This window comes from Bacillus manliponensis (genome assembly GCF_000712595.1).
GTDB lineage: Bacteria > Bacillota > Bacilli > Bacillales > Bacillaceae_G > Bacillus_A > Bacillus_A manliponensis.
This window is the reverse complement of sequence record NZ_JOTN01000029.1, coordinates 14,080-27,262: the sequence shown is the minus strand read 5'-3', so window position 1 is coordinate 27,262 and position 13,183 is coordinate 14,080. Positions and strand designations below refer to the sequence as shown.

Genomic DNA, 13,183 nt, shown 5'->3' with positions numbered 1-13,183 from the left:
AGGTCGCAGGTTCAAATCCTGTCCCCGCAACCAATGGTCCCGTGGTGTAGCGGTTAACATGCCTGCCTGTCACGCAGGAGATCGCGGGTTCGATTCCCGTCGGGACCGCCATTTTATACAAAGAAAAGAACGAAACAGATTGTTTCGTATTTTTTTGTTTATTTTTAAGAAAACTTATAAGACAGTCAACCTTATCCTTAGGAACAACTCCTAAGGTCTTTTTTATATATCAAACCTGAAACAACGATAAAAACACTGTATAATAAAAAGATAGTAAGGTAGGTGAAACGTGTGAAGCAATATGAAATTATAACAACATCGTCTGAAGCAACACAGGCGTTATCAGAAAAACTAGGACAGCTCATTCAAAAGCAGGACGTTTTGCTTTTAGAAGGTGATTTAGGTGCTGGAAAAACAACATTTACAAAAGGTCTTGCAAAAGGTCTTGGAGTGAAGCGAGTTGTAAACAGCCCTACATTCAATATTATAAAAGAATATAAAGGGAGAGTGCCTTTATATCATATGGATGTATATCGTTTAGCCGAAAGCGAAGAAGATTTAGGATTTGATGAGTATTTTTACGGTGAAGGTGTAACAGTAGTAGAATGGGCTCATTTAATTGAGCAATTTCTACCGGAATCACTTGTGAAGATTAGTTTATTCCACGCGGGTAATGATACAAGAAGAATCGTATTTGAACCAAGCGGAGATCGTTATATTAGATTATGTGAGGAGCTATTACAAGATGAAAGTACTAGCAATTGATACTTCCAATTATGTAATGGGGGTTTCTCTTATTGATGGAAATACTGTTGTTGGAGAAGTGATTACGAACTTAACGAAAAATCACTCTGTTCGTCTTATGCCAGCGATAGAAGAGCTTTTACAAGAATGTAATGTAAAGCCAAATGAATTAAATAAAATCGTTGTGGCGGCTGGGCCAGGTTCTTATACGGGCGTTCGTATAGGTGTGACAGTAGCGAAAACACTAGCATGGTCATTAAACATTCCGATAGCTGGAGTATCAAGCTTGGAGGCATTAGCGGCAAATGGTGTGAATTTCTCAGGTTACATTTGCCCATTATTTGATGGTCGTCGTCAACAAATTTATACAGGCCTATACAAGTGTGAGAATCAAACATTTACATGTACCAAAGAAGATAGAATAATTTTAATTGCAGATTGGTTACATATGTTAAAAGAAATGGGAGAGCCGATCCTGTTTATTGGAAATGATGTAGAGCAGCATAAAGAAACAATTGTAGCAGCTTTAGGAGAACAAGCTGTATTTCCAGCGTTCACAAAAAATAATCCGAGACCAAGTGAACTTGCATTTTTAGGAATGCAAAAAGAAGAGCAAAGTGTACATACATTTGTACCGAGTTACCTTCGTTTAGCAGAAGCGGAAGCAAAATGGTTAGAAAGTCAAAAGAAGTAATAGGAGTTAGGTAATGGAGATAAAGTTTCGAAAGATGGTACAAGGTGATATTGCACAAATTGTAGCAATTGAAGAAGCATCCTTCCCAACTCCATGGAGTGCAGAATCATTTGAGCGAGAATTAACCATGAACGAATATGCACATTACATCGTTATGGAGACAGCGGAAGAAATCATTGGTTACTGTGGATTGTGGATAATTATTGATGAATCACATATTACGAATGTTGCGATCTTACCGCAATATCGTGGTCAAAAGCTTGGAGAGGCATTATTAATAGAGGTAATGAATCAAGCAAGAGAGTTAGGAGCAAGTACAATGACTCTTGAAGTACGTGTTTCCAATGAAGTGGCAAAAAAGCTATACCGAAAGCAAGGATTCCAAAATGGTGGGATTCGTAAACGATACTATACAGACAATTATGAAGATGGTCTTGTAATGTGGGTGAATTTATAATGAAAAAAGATATAATCATACTGGGCATTGAAACAAGCTGTGATGAGACAGCTGTAGCAGTAGTGAAAAATGGTCGAGAAATAGTAACAAACATTGTTTCTTCGCAAATTGAAAGTCATAAACGCTTTGGCGGGGTTGTTCCGGAAATTGCTTCTCGTCATCATGTGGAGCAAGTAACGGTTGTACTAGAGGAAGCAATGCAAACTGCAAACATATCTTTTGAAGATATTGATGCAATTGCTGTGACGGAAGGACCAGGATTAGTTGGAGCTTTACTAGTTGGAGTAAATGCAGCAAAAGCGATTGCCTTTGCTCATAATATTCCGCTTGTTGGTGTACATCATATCGCAGGGCACATTTATGCGAACCGTTTAGTACAAGAAGTGCAGTTCCCATTGTTATCACTTGTTGTATCTGGAGGACATACAGAGCTTGTTTATATGAAAGAACATGGCTCTTTTGAAGTAATTGGGGAAACGAGAGATGATGCAGCAGGAGAAGCTTACGATAAAGTAGCTCGTACGTTAGCACTGCCTTATCCGGGTGGACCACATATTGATAGACTTGCACATGAAGGTGAACCAACGATTGATTTACCTCGTGCATGGCTTGAGCCAGACTCTTATGATTTTAGTTTCAGTGGATTAAAATCGGCAGTTATTAACACTGTGCATAACGCTAAGCAAAGAGGAGAAGAAATTGCACCTGAAGATTTAGCAGCAAGTTTCCAAGCGAGCGTTATTGACGTGTTAGTTACGAAAACAGTAAAGGCAGCCGAGGAGTATAATGTGAAACAAGTGCTTCTTGCTGGAGGGGTTGCAGCAAATAAAGGCTTGAGAGCTCAGTTAGAAGCAACATTTCATGAGAAAGAGAATATTGAGCTTATTATCCCGCCATTATCTCTATGTACGGATAACGCTGCGATGATTGCAGCAGCAGGTACAATTGCATATGAACAAGGAAAGCGTGCAAACTTAGCATTAAATGCAAATCCTGGGTTAGATATTGAAGCATAGTTATACACAAAATTAACCACAACCTGTGGATAAAACCGATGTTATCTGTTGATAACATCGGTTTTATTGTGTGTATAATTTGTTTATTCATTGTGTATAATGTGGAAAACTTATTATGATCCTTTGTTTTCTAATGGTGGATATGTGAATAATGTTGTGGGTAATTTATAAAGGATGTTGATATCATATTGGAAGGAATAATAAGCAGAGAGAAATGAATGTCCCTGCCTATTATTTGTTATTTTAGTCCTGTAGTTGTTCCCATTCTTCCATCAGTTGTTCTAGATGTGTTTGTTTTGTTTCTTTATTATTTGTGATTTCACTAGCTCTTTCATAGTCAGCATATACTTCTGGTAAACAAAGCTCAGCTTCTAATGCAGCAATAGCTTCTTCTAAGTCAGCAATAGTTGTTTCTAATTCTTCAATTTTGCGTAATCGCTGACGCTCTAGTTTTTTTCTTTCTTTTTCTTCAAGATAGTTTAATTTTTCTTGTGCAATTTGTTTTTTGACAGGTTCGTCTTTTTCTGTGGATTCAAGTTCTGCACGTTCTAGCATTTCAGTTTTCTTTTCCACATAGTAATCATAATCACCTAAATATTCTTGTGCACCATCTGTTGATAACTCAATGACCTTTGTAGCAACCCTGTTAATAAAGTAGCGATCATGGGAAACAAATAAAAGTGTTCCTGGAAAATCGATTAGTGCATTCTCTAATATTTCTTTACTATTTAAATCAAGATGGTTTGTCGGCTCATCTAAAATGAGTAAATTTGATTTTTGCATCATTAATTTTGCAAGAGCTAACCGTGCTTTTTCACCACCACTTAATGAAGAAACGGATTTTAATACATCATCTCCTGAGAATAAGAAGTTCCCAAGGACAGTGCGAATTTCTTTTTCAGGCTGTAGTGGATAATCATCCCATAGTTCATCAAGCACACGCTTAGAAGATGTTAACTTTGCTTGCTCTTGGTCATAATAGCCGATAGAAACGTTAGATCCGAATGAAATTTCTCCATTTAGAAGTGCCAACTTATCCACAATTGATTTTAGTAATGTGGATTTTCCAATTCCGTTTGGACCAACAAGTGCGACACTATCCCCACGTGTTAAGTTCATGCGCACATCTTCAATGATTGCATGATCGTCGTATCCAATTGCTACATCTTTTACTTGTAGTACATCGTTTCCACTTTGACGCTCGATATCAAAATGGAAGGAAGCTGATTTTGTATCCCCAAGTGGTCTGTCCATTAATTCCATTCGATCAAGCTGCTTGCGTCTGCTCTGCGCTCGTTTTGTAGTCGAAGCGCGGGCAATATTTTTTTGAATGAAATCTTCCAGTTTTGCTACTTCTTCTTGTTGCTTTTCGTAAAGGCGCATTTCTTGTTCATAAGCAGCTGCTTTTAAATCTAAATATTTGCTGTAATTGCCAACATATCGTTTACTTTTTTTATGAGAGATTTCATATACTTGTGTAACAAGTTTGTCTAAGAAATAACGGTCGTGGGAAACGATTAAAATTGCACCAGGATATCCTTGTAAGTACTGTTCTAACCAAGTTAATGTATCGATGTCTAGATGGTTCGTTGGCTCATCTAAAATGAGTAGATCAGGCTTGGTTAACAACAATTTCCCGAGAGCTAGTCGAGTTTTTTGACCACCGCTTAGAGTTGAGATTTTAACTCCTTGTGTTTCAGTTGGAAAGCCAAGTCCACTTAAAACAGAGCGAATGTCCGCTTCATATTGATATCCGCCTTTATTTTTATAATCCAATTGTAAACGGTCGTAATCAGTTAATAACTTCTCATATAGGTTAGCATTCGAAAATACTTCTTCCTTTCCCATTTCTTGCTCAAGTCGCCTTAATTCTTTTTCCATATGCTGTAGATGAGAGAAGACAGTTAACATCTCATCCCAAATGCTTAAAGAAGTTTCTAAACCAGTATGCTGAGCAAGATATCCGATTGATACGTCTTTTGGCTTAATAATTTCTCCGCCGTCATGTGATAATTCACCGGCAATAACTTTTAATAGTGTAGACTTTCCAGCACCGTTACGTCCAACAAGTGCGATGCGGTCGCGCGTTTGTACTTCTAATTTAATGTTAGATAGAATCGTTTCTGCGCCGAACAATTTGGATAGTCCGTTTACTTGTAATAGAATCAATGTTTTCACCTCAAATAAATTCGTAACTTTTCCATGATTATATTTCTCAATGATACTAAAAATAGTGTATAGTTTAAAATACAAAGAGAAGCTCTATCTCTATTATACAAAGAAAGCTTTTAAGTGCTAAACTTCTGTATTTGTTCAAATGAAATGAACGGAGATAGGAAGAGAGGAGTGGTTGCATGGGTCAGCAAAAGATTCCGCAGGCGACTGCGAAAAGATTGCCTCTATACTATCGATTTATCCAAAATTTATCGCTTTCTGGTAAGCAACGTGTTTCATCTGCGGAATTAAGTGAAGCGGTGAAAGTAGATTCCGCAACAATTCGCCGCGATTTTTCATATTTTGGAGCGTTAGGAAAAAAAGGATATGGTTACGATGTAAACTATTTATTAGCGTTTTTCCGTGAAACGCTTGATCAAGATGAAGTAACACGTGTAGCGCTTATCGGAGTAGGGAATTTAGGGACTGCTTTCTTACACTACAATTTCACAAAAAATAACAATACAAAAATTGAAATGGCCTTTGATGTAGATGAAGAGAAAGTTGGAAAAGAAATTGGAGGCATTCCTGTATATCATTTAGATGAACTTGAGGAAAGGCTGTCAAATCATATAAAAGTAGCGATATTAACAGTACCTGCGACTGTTGCACAAGGTGTAGCAGACCGTCTATCGCATACACATGTGCAAGGCGTTTTGAACTTTACACCAGCAAGGTTAAACGTACCGGATAATATTCGGATTCACCATATTGATTTAGCAGTAGAATTACAAACGCTAGTCTACTTTTTAAAGAATTATCCACAATAAAAAACGCAGGGAAAGTTCCCTGCGTTTTTATTGTTCTTGTTTGTCTTTATTTTTCAATTTAATAATGATAAGGCGAAGTGCCAAATTAAAATCAATTGTTGCCATTCCAGCAAGTAATAGTGTATAGAAATTCCAAATCGTATCTTGACCTTGCACACTTGTCACAGCCAAGTATGTAAAAACACATCCGAGAAGGAAATATAACGTTGCCATGAACAGTGGTGAAGTTCTCATGTTAAAAATCCTCCGATAAATCCTTGCATTTTTTCTGCTTCTTTTATCATTTTTTGCATTTCTTCAGTGCTCATTCCTATTTGAATTAGAGCAACCATTGTATTCATTCCTACATGGGCCATAATAGGAACGATTAATCGTTTCGTTTTCACATATAAGAAGGCAAAAACAAATCCCATGGAAGTATAGATTAATAAGTGTACGAAGTCCATATGAATTGCAGCGAATATAAGTGAACTAATTAAAGCTGAGATAAAGAAGTTAAATCTCTTATACAGCGTACCAAATAAAATTTTTCTAAATACGATCTCTTCTAAAATTGGACCTAGTATCGAAATTACAAGAAGGAACCATGGGCTCATACGTGCAACCTTCATTAAGTTTTCCGTGTTTTCTGATCCTGGTTTAATATCAAGTAAGTACATTTCAATAGCACCGGCGATTGATTGCGAGAAGATTGCCATAAAGAAACCGATAATAATCCACCCAATTGTAGCAGGGATTGTGGCGCGGTCATGATCTAGACGGCTCTCGCGCATATCTTCGCGAAGTAACCATAATACAATGCATAATCCAATCGAGAAACTAATAATTCCCCAATGAGCAGTTATCATTTGTATCTTTTCGTCAAGCGTATATCCTCGGTTATCATATAGTCCAGTTTTAAGAAGGAGCAGGCCACCAACTAAACCTGACAATTGCATTAAGATGTATGTAATGATAATCCACCAATATTGTTTTTTCAAATTGCTTACCACCTTTCGCAACATTATGTTATGAGATAGGTAAGGATAGTACGTGCCTACCTAATCTATATGTATCTTTTAATAAATCTCTAATGAAAATTTCATTCGTAAAACAGGAAAATGCGGTGCCTATAGAGAAAACAACTTATGGCATCTTTCATATTGTAACATAGTCCAAGCTGGAATATCGATGGAAGATGAGGAAGGTCTACCTATATACGTATAGATTCTATTTTTTGAAAAGTTATGTTTTTTACTTGCAAAAGAAATTCAGATTATTTATTATTATAAGTGTGTTAGCACTCGTTGTATTCGAGTGCTAATAAAAAGAATTTACATAGTCTATTGAGGAGGTTGTTGTTCATGCTAAAGCCATTAGGTGATCGAGTTATCATTGAGCTTGTTCAAGCAGAAGAAAAAACAGCAAGCGGTATCGTTTTACCAGACACAGCAAAGGAAAAACCACAAGAAGGTAAAGTTGTTGCAGTTGGTACTGGGCGTGTACTTGAAAATGGTGAGCGTGTAGCTCTAGAAGTAGCTGCAGGTAATCGTATTATCTTCTCAAAATATGCAGGTACTGAAGTGAAGTACGAAGGTGCAGAATACTTAATTTTACGTGAAAGCGACATTTTAGCAGTTATCGGTTAATTATATAAACTTTTAAAAATTCAAGGGGGTCAAAAGGTATGGCAAAAGATATTAAATTTAGTGAAGAAGCACGTCGTTCAATGCTACGTGGTGTAGACACTCTTGCAAATGCAGTAAAAGTAACACTTGGACCAAAAGGTCGCAACGTTGTACTTGAGAAAAAATTCGGTTCTCCGCTTATTACAAATGACGGTGTAACAATCGCAAAAGAAATCGAATTAGAAGATGCATTCGAAAACATGGGTGCAAAATTAGTAGCAGAAGTTGCTAGCAAAACAAACGATGTAGCTGGTGATGGAACTACAACTGCAACTGTATTAGCGCAAGCAATGATTCGCGAAGGTTTAAAGAACGTAACAGCGGGTGCAAACCCAATGGGTCTTCGTAAAGGAATCGAAAAAGCTGTAGTAGCTGCAGTTGAAGAGTTAAAAACAATTTCTAAACCAATCGAAGGTAAATCTTCTATCGCGCAAGTAGCTGCAATTTCTGCTGCTGATGAAGAAGTAGGTAAACTAATTGCAGAAGCAATGGAGCGCGTTGGTAACGATGGCGTTATCACATTAGAAGAGTCTAAAGGCTTCACAACAGAATTAGATGTAGTAGAAGGTATGCAGTTCGACCGCGGATATGCTTCTCCTTACATGATTACTGATTCTGATAAAATGGAAGCAGTTCTTGATAATCCATACATTTTAATCACTGACAAAAAGATTGCTAACATTCAAGAAATCTTACCAGTGTTAGAGCAAGTGGTACAACAAGGTAAACCACTTCTTATCATCGCTGAGGACGTAGAAGGCGAAGCGTTAGCTACATTAGTAGTGAACAAACTTCGTGGTACATTCAATGTAGTAGCTGTAAAAGCTCCTGGATTTGGTGACCGTCGTAAAGCAATGCTAGAAGATATCGCGATTTTAACTGGCGGTGAAGTAATCACTGAAGAACTTGGCCGTGACTTGAAATCTGCTACAGTTACATCTTTAGGACGCGCTGGTAAAGTTGTTGTAACGAAAGAAAATACAACAGTTGTTGAAGGTGTAGGTAGCACTGAGCAAATCGGAGCTCGTATCGGTCAAATCCGTGCACAATTAGAAGAAACAACTTCTGAGTTCGATCGTGAAAAATTACAAGAGCGTCTTGCAAAACTTGCGGGCGGTGTAGCTGTAATTAAAGTCGGTGCAGCAACTGAAACAGAATTAAAAGAGCGTAAACTACGCATTGAAGATGCTTTAAACTCTACTCGCGCAGCAGTAGAAGAAGGTATCGTAGCTGGTGGTGGTACGTCTCTAATGAACGTATACACTAAAGTAGCTAGCATTGAAGCAACTGGTGACGAAGCGACAGGTATCAACATTGTACTTCGCGCATTAGAAGAGCCAGTTCGTCAAATCGCAATCAACGCTGGTCTAGAAGGATCTGTAGTTGTTGAGCGTCTAAAAGGCGAAAAAGTAGGCGTTGGTTTCAACGCAGCAACTGGCGAGTGGGTAAACATGCTTGAAACAGGTATCGTAGACCCAGCGAAAGTAACTCGCTCTGCTCTACAAAACGCAGCATCTGTAGCAGCTATGTTCTTAACAACTGAAGCTGTAGTTGCTGACAAACCAGAACCAAACGCACCAGCAATGCCTGACATGGGCGGCATGGGAATGGGCGGTATGGGCGGCATGATGTAATTTTTACATCATTTCTGAGAGACAGTTTAGATTGTTTCTCGCCATACTTTGATATTCAAAGTAAAGACTACTTCCTTGAAAGAGGAGGTAGTCTTTTTGTTAGGAAAATAATTTCTGTAGTATTTTGTCGTTTTCTCTCTTGACCATATTTACATTTCATTGTTAGAATCTAGGAAGATAATATAAAGTATATTCCTTCATATATCCTCAAAAATATGGTTTGAGAGTCTCTACCGGGTTGCCGTAAATAACCTGACTATGAAGGCAGTGTAGCTATATCTTTATAAAGAACGGATTTCTCTATAAAGCTAGGCTCCTGCCTTCTTGTTGTATCGAGACTTGAGGCGGGGGACTAGCTTTTTTTATTGCATTGGTAATTCTTTTTACCATTATCGGTAAAAATACTTATACAGAGAACTAACGTTGGGGTGATTATTTTGAAGAAGCAGCATGATACAATTATTGTTTTAGATTTCGGAAGTCAGTACAACCAGTTAATCGCACGTCGTATTCGTGAATTTGGTGTGTATAGTGAACTTCATCCACATACAATTACAGCAGAAGAAATTAAAGCGATGAATCCAAAAGGAATCATTTTCTCTGGTGGACCAAATAGTGTATACGGTGAAGATGCGTTCCACTGTGATGAAAAGATTTTTGAACTAGGCTTACCAATCTTTGGTATTTGCTATGGCATGCAGCTTATGACAAAGCACTTCGGCGGAAAAGTAGAGCGTGCAGAGCACCGCGAATACGGAAAAGCTGTTTTAACAGTTAAAAATGAATCAAAAATGTATACAAGTCTTCCAGAAGAGCAAGTTGTATGGATGAGCCACGGTGACTTAGTAACAGGTTTACCTGAAGGCTTCGTAGTAGATGCAACAAGTGACTCTTGTCCAATTGCTGCTATGAGCAATGAAGCTGAGAAGTTATATGGTGTACAATTCCACCCAGAAGTACGTCACTCTGAATACGGTAATGACTTAATTAAGAACTTCGTATTTGGCGTATGTGGTTGTTCTGAGGGTTGGAACATGGAAAACTTTATTGAAGTAGAAATTGAAAAGATTCGTGAAACAGTCGGCGATAAAAAAGTACTATGCGCACTTAGCGGCGGTGTAGATTCTTCTGTTGTGGCAGTATTAATTCATAAAGCAATCGGCGATCAGTTAACATGTATTTTCGTTGACCACGGCTTACTTCGTAAAGGTGAAGCGGAAGGTGTTATGAAAACATTTAGCGAAGGCTTTAATATGAATGTTATTAAAGTAGATGCAAAAGAACGCTTCATGAGTAAATTAGCAGGTGTCGAAGATCCAGAGCAAAAACGTAAAATCATCGGTAACGAGTTCATCTATGTATTTGATGATGAAGCATCCAAGTTACAAGGAATGGACTTCTTGGCGCAAGGTACACTGTATACAGACATCGTTGAAAGTGGTACAGCAACTGCGCAAACAATTAAGTCTCACCATAACGTTGGTGGACTGCCAGAAGATATGCAGTTCAAATTAATTGAACCATTAAATACGTTATTTAAAGACGAAGTACGTGTATTAGGATCTGAACTAGGAATTTCAGATGATATCGTATGGCGTCAACCTTTCCCAGGACCAGGACTTGGTATTCGTGTTCTAGGTGAAGTAACGGAAGAAAAATTAGAAATCGTTCGTGAATCTGATGCAATCTTACGCGAGGAGATCTTAAAAGCAGGTCTAGAGCGTGAAGTGTGGCAATACTTCACAGCGCTTCCTGGTATGCGCAGCGTAGGTGTAATGGGTGACGAGCGTACGTATGATTACACAGTAGGTATTCGTGCAGTAACATCAATTGACGGTATGACAGCAGACTGGGCACGTATCCCATGGGATGTATTAGAGAAAATCTCTGTACGTATCGTAAATGAAGTAAAACACGTGAACCGCGTTGTGTATGACATTACTTCTAAACCACCAGCAACGATTGAGTGGGAATAACAGGTGATCTAAAGTTAGTGGGAAGGTGAGATAAATGTTGATTTATCAACGTTTATCTTGGTTTTTGGGCTAACGGGACTACATGTAACGTACAACTATTTATCATTGAAATTAAACTCTCTTTTATTCGTGTATTTTGCGAATAGAAGGGGGTTTTTTGTTTGTCTAATATCATTGAACACATTGATGACTTTCGAATGAACCAACAGATTCAAAATAGGAAGCCTGAGTACATTGATCTTTGTACATATCGTTTGAAGCGTTGGCATTACTTTATGGAGAATGAGTTTGAGGTTTCAGAAGTCGAGGATGTACAAACGCTACATATGAAAAAGTATATCCAACACTGTCAACAGTTAGGGAATGAAAAACAGATCACGATTAATGGTAGTTTAGCAACCTTGCGTGTGTTCTTTAACTACTTGGTTGAGGAAGAGTTTATAGATGAATTTGATAATCCAATGAGGAAGATTAAAAACCTTAAAGAGGAGAAGAGAGTAATCTTTACATTCAATGATGAAGAAGTACAGAGGATTATAGGCGATGTAGCCCAAAAGACGTACTCTAATGTAAGGGATAAACTTATTTTAATCATGCTGTTTGATACAGGAATACGTGTAAGTGAACTCTGTAATATCAAAGTTAACGATGTATCAACTAAGCATATTTTAATCCACGGTAAGGGGTCTAAACAACGCCTAGTATACATCAGTAAGATCATGAGGCGATATATGCGTAAATACGAAGAACTAAAGAAGGAACGTTTTAAGTTAAAGCATCCAGATTTGATAGAGGATTATTACTTTTTAGATCAGTGTGCTGAACGTTTATCACGTTCAAGGATTAATACAATCTTGAAAGAACACTGTTTAAATGCTGGTGTAAGAAAGGAAGTTCGCTGTTCACCTCATGATTGCAGGCACTACTTCGCACAGAAGCAATTGCGTAATGGATTAGATGTCTATAGTTTAAGTAGGTTGTTGGGGCACTTTGACACGCAAATCACAGCAAATTATCTCAAAGGATTAGATCAGGAAACGATTTTAAATATGGGAAGGATAAAGTCTCCTTTAAACAAATTGAGAATTTGAATGGAGAGGAAAAGAACCAATAAAAAGGAAAAGTCACCTATTCGCAGTAGGTGACCGAAAGTTAAACATTACAAATCAAAACTAAATAACGGAATACCCGTACATCTAGCACTTGTATTATATCATTTTTCAAAAATGGTATGCAAGGGGCTTGGTTTCCTATTGTCTTTTTTAGGAAGTGTATGGTAATTTCCAAACGAGGAATGACCTAGCACTCGTTAAACTTGAACAGGTTAGCTAAGCCGATGTCATGAAATTATGCGTTCTAACATATAACGTTTCCTTGTTTGCGTTGTTGGAAGTCTAGGAGAGAACGTCCATAAACGGTTTGGTAAAGGTTGCTTGGTGTATTGAGGTACAGGTAGCAACGAATAAGAAAGACAACACTAGGTTATGAGTAATTAGGGATACGTCAGTAGCACAGCCCCTTCCCTAAGTTTTTCAGCATGTCGGACAAGCATGACATGTAAAAAGTTCGTTGTAGGTGAAAGTCTAGCGTTCAAACAAGGTGTTACTATACGGATTCCTTAACCCGATAGACCATGATGGAGTGACAATGAATGTCTGTCTTATGTCGCATTAACTTTCTTGTTGCTGCGACGTAAGGTAGTCATTCTATGCCCTAGCCGTTGTCCTGTTCCCTCATCCCATGATGAATGACAAACAATCGAAGTCAAGTATATCTACGAAAAATAAGACAAAGAGGTGATTTAAGGTGACAAACAGAGAAGCGATAGGATACCTACTATTAGCTTGTAAAGAAGTTGGGGTTGATAAGGATACTGTAATGAAATTAAGAGACTCTATGTACTGTCAATTTGATATTAAAACGGAGTACGAAGCGGAAGATGAAGGAAACAATTGGTATAGTTCATTAGAAGCTTAAGTTTTGAATGATTGTCCTATTTCATGTAGAAAGT

Annotated in this window: 13 protein-coding genes, 1 tRNA gene and 1 riboswitch; of the genes, 11 read left to right on the top strand and 3 right to left on the bottom strand. The window is 37.8% G+C overall.

Going from position 1 to position 13,183, the window contains the following annotated elements; genetic code table 11:
* The first annotated feature begins 35 nt into the window (after positions 1 to 35).
* The 5 genes from BAMA_RS21220 to tsaD all read left to right on the top strand — a co-directional run bounded on the left by BAMA_RS21220 (position 36) and on the right by tsaD (position 2,911).
* Positions 36 to 111, top strand: a tRNA-Asp gene (locus tag BAMA_RS21220).
* A 180-nt stretch (positions 112 to 291) separates the two neighbouring features.
* Positions 292 to 765, top strand: a complete 474-nt coding sequence (tsaE, locus tag BAMA_RS21215; protein WP_034643363.1) for a tRNA (adenosine(37)-N6)-threonylcarbamoyltransferase complex ATPase subunit type 1 TsaE — start codon at positions 292 to 294, stop codon at positions 763 to 765.
* Positions 746 to 1,438: a tRNA (adenosine(37)-N6)-threonylcarbamoyltransferase complex dimerization subunit type 1 TsaB gene (gene tsaB / locus BAMA_RS21210; protein ID WP_034643361.1), complete on the top strand. Its 693-nt coding sequence runs from the start codon at positions 746 to 748 to the stop codon at positions 1,436 to 1,438. The genes tsaE and tsaB overlap by 20 nt, the downstream gene beginning before the upstream one ends.
* Positions 1,439 to 1,451: 13 nt before the next feature.
* Positions 1,452 to 1,895 (top strand): ribosomal protein S18-alanine N-acetyltransferase, encoded by a 444-nt coding sequence (rimI, locus tag BAMA_RS21205; protein WP_034643357.1) that lies wholly within the window; start codon positions 1,452 to 1,454, stop codon positions 1,893 to 1,895.
* The gene (gene tsaD, locus BAMA_RS21200; RefSeq protein ID WP_034643355.1) at positions 1,895 to 2,911 is read left to right on the top strand and encodes a tRNA (adenosine(37)-N6)-threonylcarbamoyltransferase complex transferase subunit TsaD; all 1,017 of its coding nucleotides are present in this window, start codon (positions 1,895 to 1,897) and stop codon (positions 2,909 to 2,911) included. The genes rimI and tsaD overlap by 1 nt, the downstream gene beginning before the upstream one ends.
* Before the next feature lie 243 nt (positions 2,912 to 3,154).
* Here the strand turns inward: tsaD and BAMA_RS21195 are convergent, their stop codons facing one another.
* A complete protein-coding gene (locus BAMA_RS21195) occupies positions 3,155 to 5,080 on the bottom strand; it encodes an ABC-F family ATP-binding cassette domain-containing protein (protein ID WP_275451153.1) in 1,926 nt (641 codons plus the stop codon).
* Positions 5,081 to 5,265: 185 nt separating this feature from the next.
* On the opposite strand from BAMA_RS21195, the gene BAMA_RS21190 reads away from it, so the two are divergent.
* The gene (locus BAMA_RS21190; RefSeq protein WP_034643353.1) at positions 5,266 to 5,895 is read left to right on the top strand and encodes a redox-sensing transcriptional repressor Rex; all 630 of its coding nucleotides are present in this window, start codon (positions 5,266 to 5,268) and stop codon (positions 5,893 to 5,895) included.
* A 27-nt stretch (positions 5,896 to 5,922) separates the two neighbouring features.
* Here the strand turns inward: BAMA_RS21190 and BAMA_RS21185 are convergent, their stop codons facing one another.
* Positions 5,923 to 6,129, bottom strand: coding sequence for a YdiK family protein (locus tag BAMA_RS21185; RefSeq protein ID WP_034643351.1), 207 nt, complete (start codon positions 6,127 to 6,129; stop codon positions 5,923 to 5,925).
* Positions 6,126 to 6,875: a CPBP family intramembrane glutamic endopeptidase gene (locus BAMA_RS21180; RefSeq protein ID WP_034643348.1), complete on the bottom strand. Its 750-nt coding sequence runs from the start codon at positions 6,873 to 6,875 to the stop codon at positions 6,126 to 6,128. The genes BAMA_RS21185 and BAMA_RS21180 overlap by 4 nt, the downstream gene beginning before the upstream one ends.
* A 363-nt stretch (positions 6,876 to 7,238) precedes the next feature.
* Between BAMA_RS21180 and groES the strand changes: the two genes are divergently transcribed.
* From groES to BAMA_RS24645, 5 genes are all read left to right on the top strand, one after another.
* Positions 7,239 to 7,523 carry a co-chaperone GroES gene (gene groES / locus BAMA_RS21175; protein ID WP_034643345.1) on the top strand — a complete coding sequence of 95 codons (285 nt, stop codon included), beginning with the start codon at positions 7,239 to 7,241 and terminating at the stop codon, positions 7,521 to 7,523.
* A 38-nt stretch (positions 7,524 to 7,561) separates the two neighbouring features.
* Positions 7,562 to 9,196, top strand: a complete 1,635-nt coding sequence (gene groL, locus BAMA_RS21170) for a chaperonin GroEL (RefSeq protein WP_034643342.1) — start codon at positions 7,562 to 7,564, stop codon at positions 9,194 to 9,196.
* Between the two features lie 177 nt (positions 9,197 to 9,373).
* A riboswitch (purine riboswitch) is annotated at positions 9,374 to 9,475 on the top strand.
* A gap of 158 nt (positions 9,476 to 9,633) precedes the next feature.
* Positions 9,634 to 11,172, top strand: a complete 1,539-nt coding sequence (gene guaA / locus BAMA_RS21165) for a glutamine-hydrolyzing GMP synthase (protein WP_157406053.1) — start codon at positions 9,634 to 9,636, stop codon at positions 11,170 to 11,172.
* 161 nt (positions 11,173 to 11,333) lie between these two features.
* On the top strand, positions 11,334 to 12,263 hold the full coding sequence (locus BAMA_RS21160) for a tyrosine-type recombinase/integrase (RefSeq protein WP_034643337.1): 930 nt from the start codon (positions 11,334 to 11,336) through the stop codon (positions 12,261 to 12,263).
* A 715-nt stretch (positions 12,264 to 12,978) separates the two neighbouring features.
* On the top strand, positions 12,979 to 13,149 hold the full coding sequence (locus BAMA_RS24645) for a hypothetical protein (protein ID WP_157406052.1): 171 nt from the start codon (positions 12,979 to 12,981) through the stop codon (positions 13,147 to 13,149).
* Positions 13,150 to 13,183 lie beyond the last annotated feature (34 nt).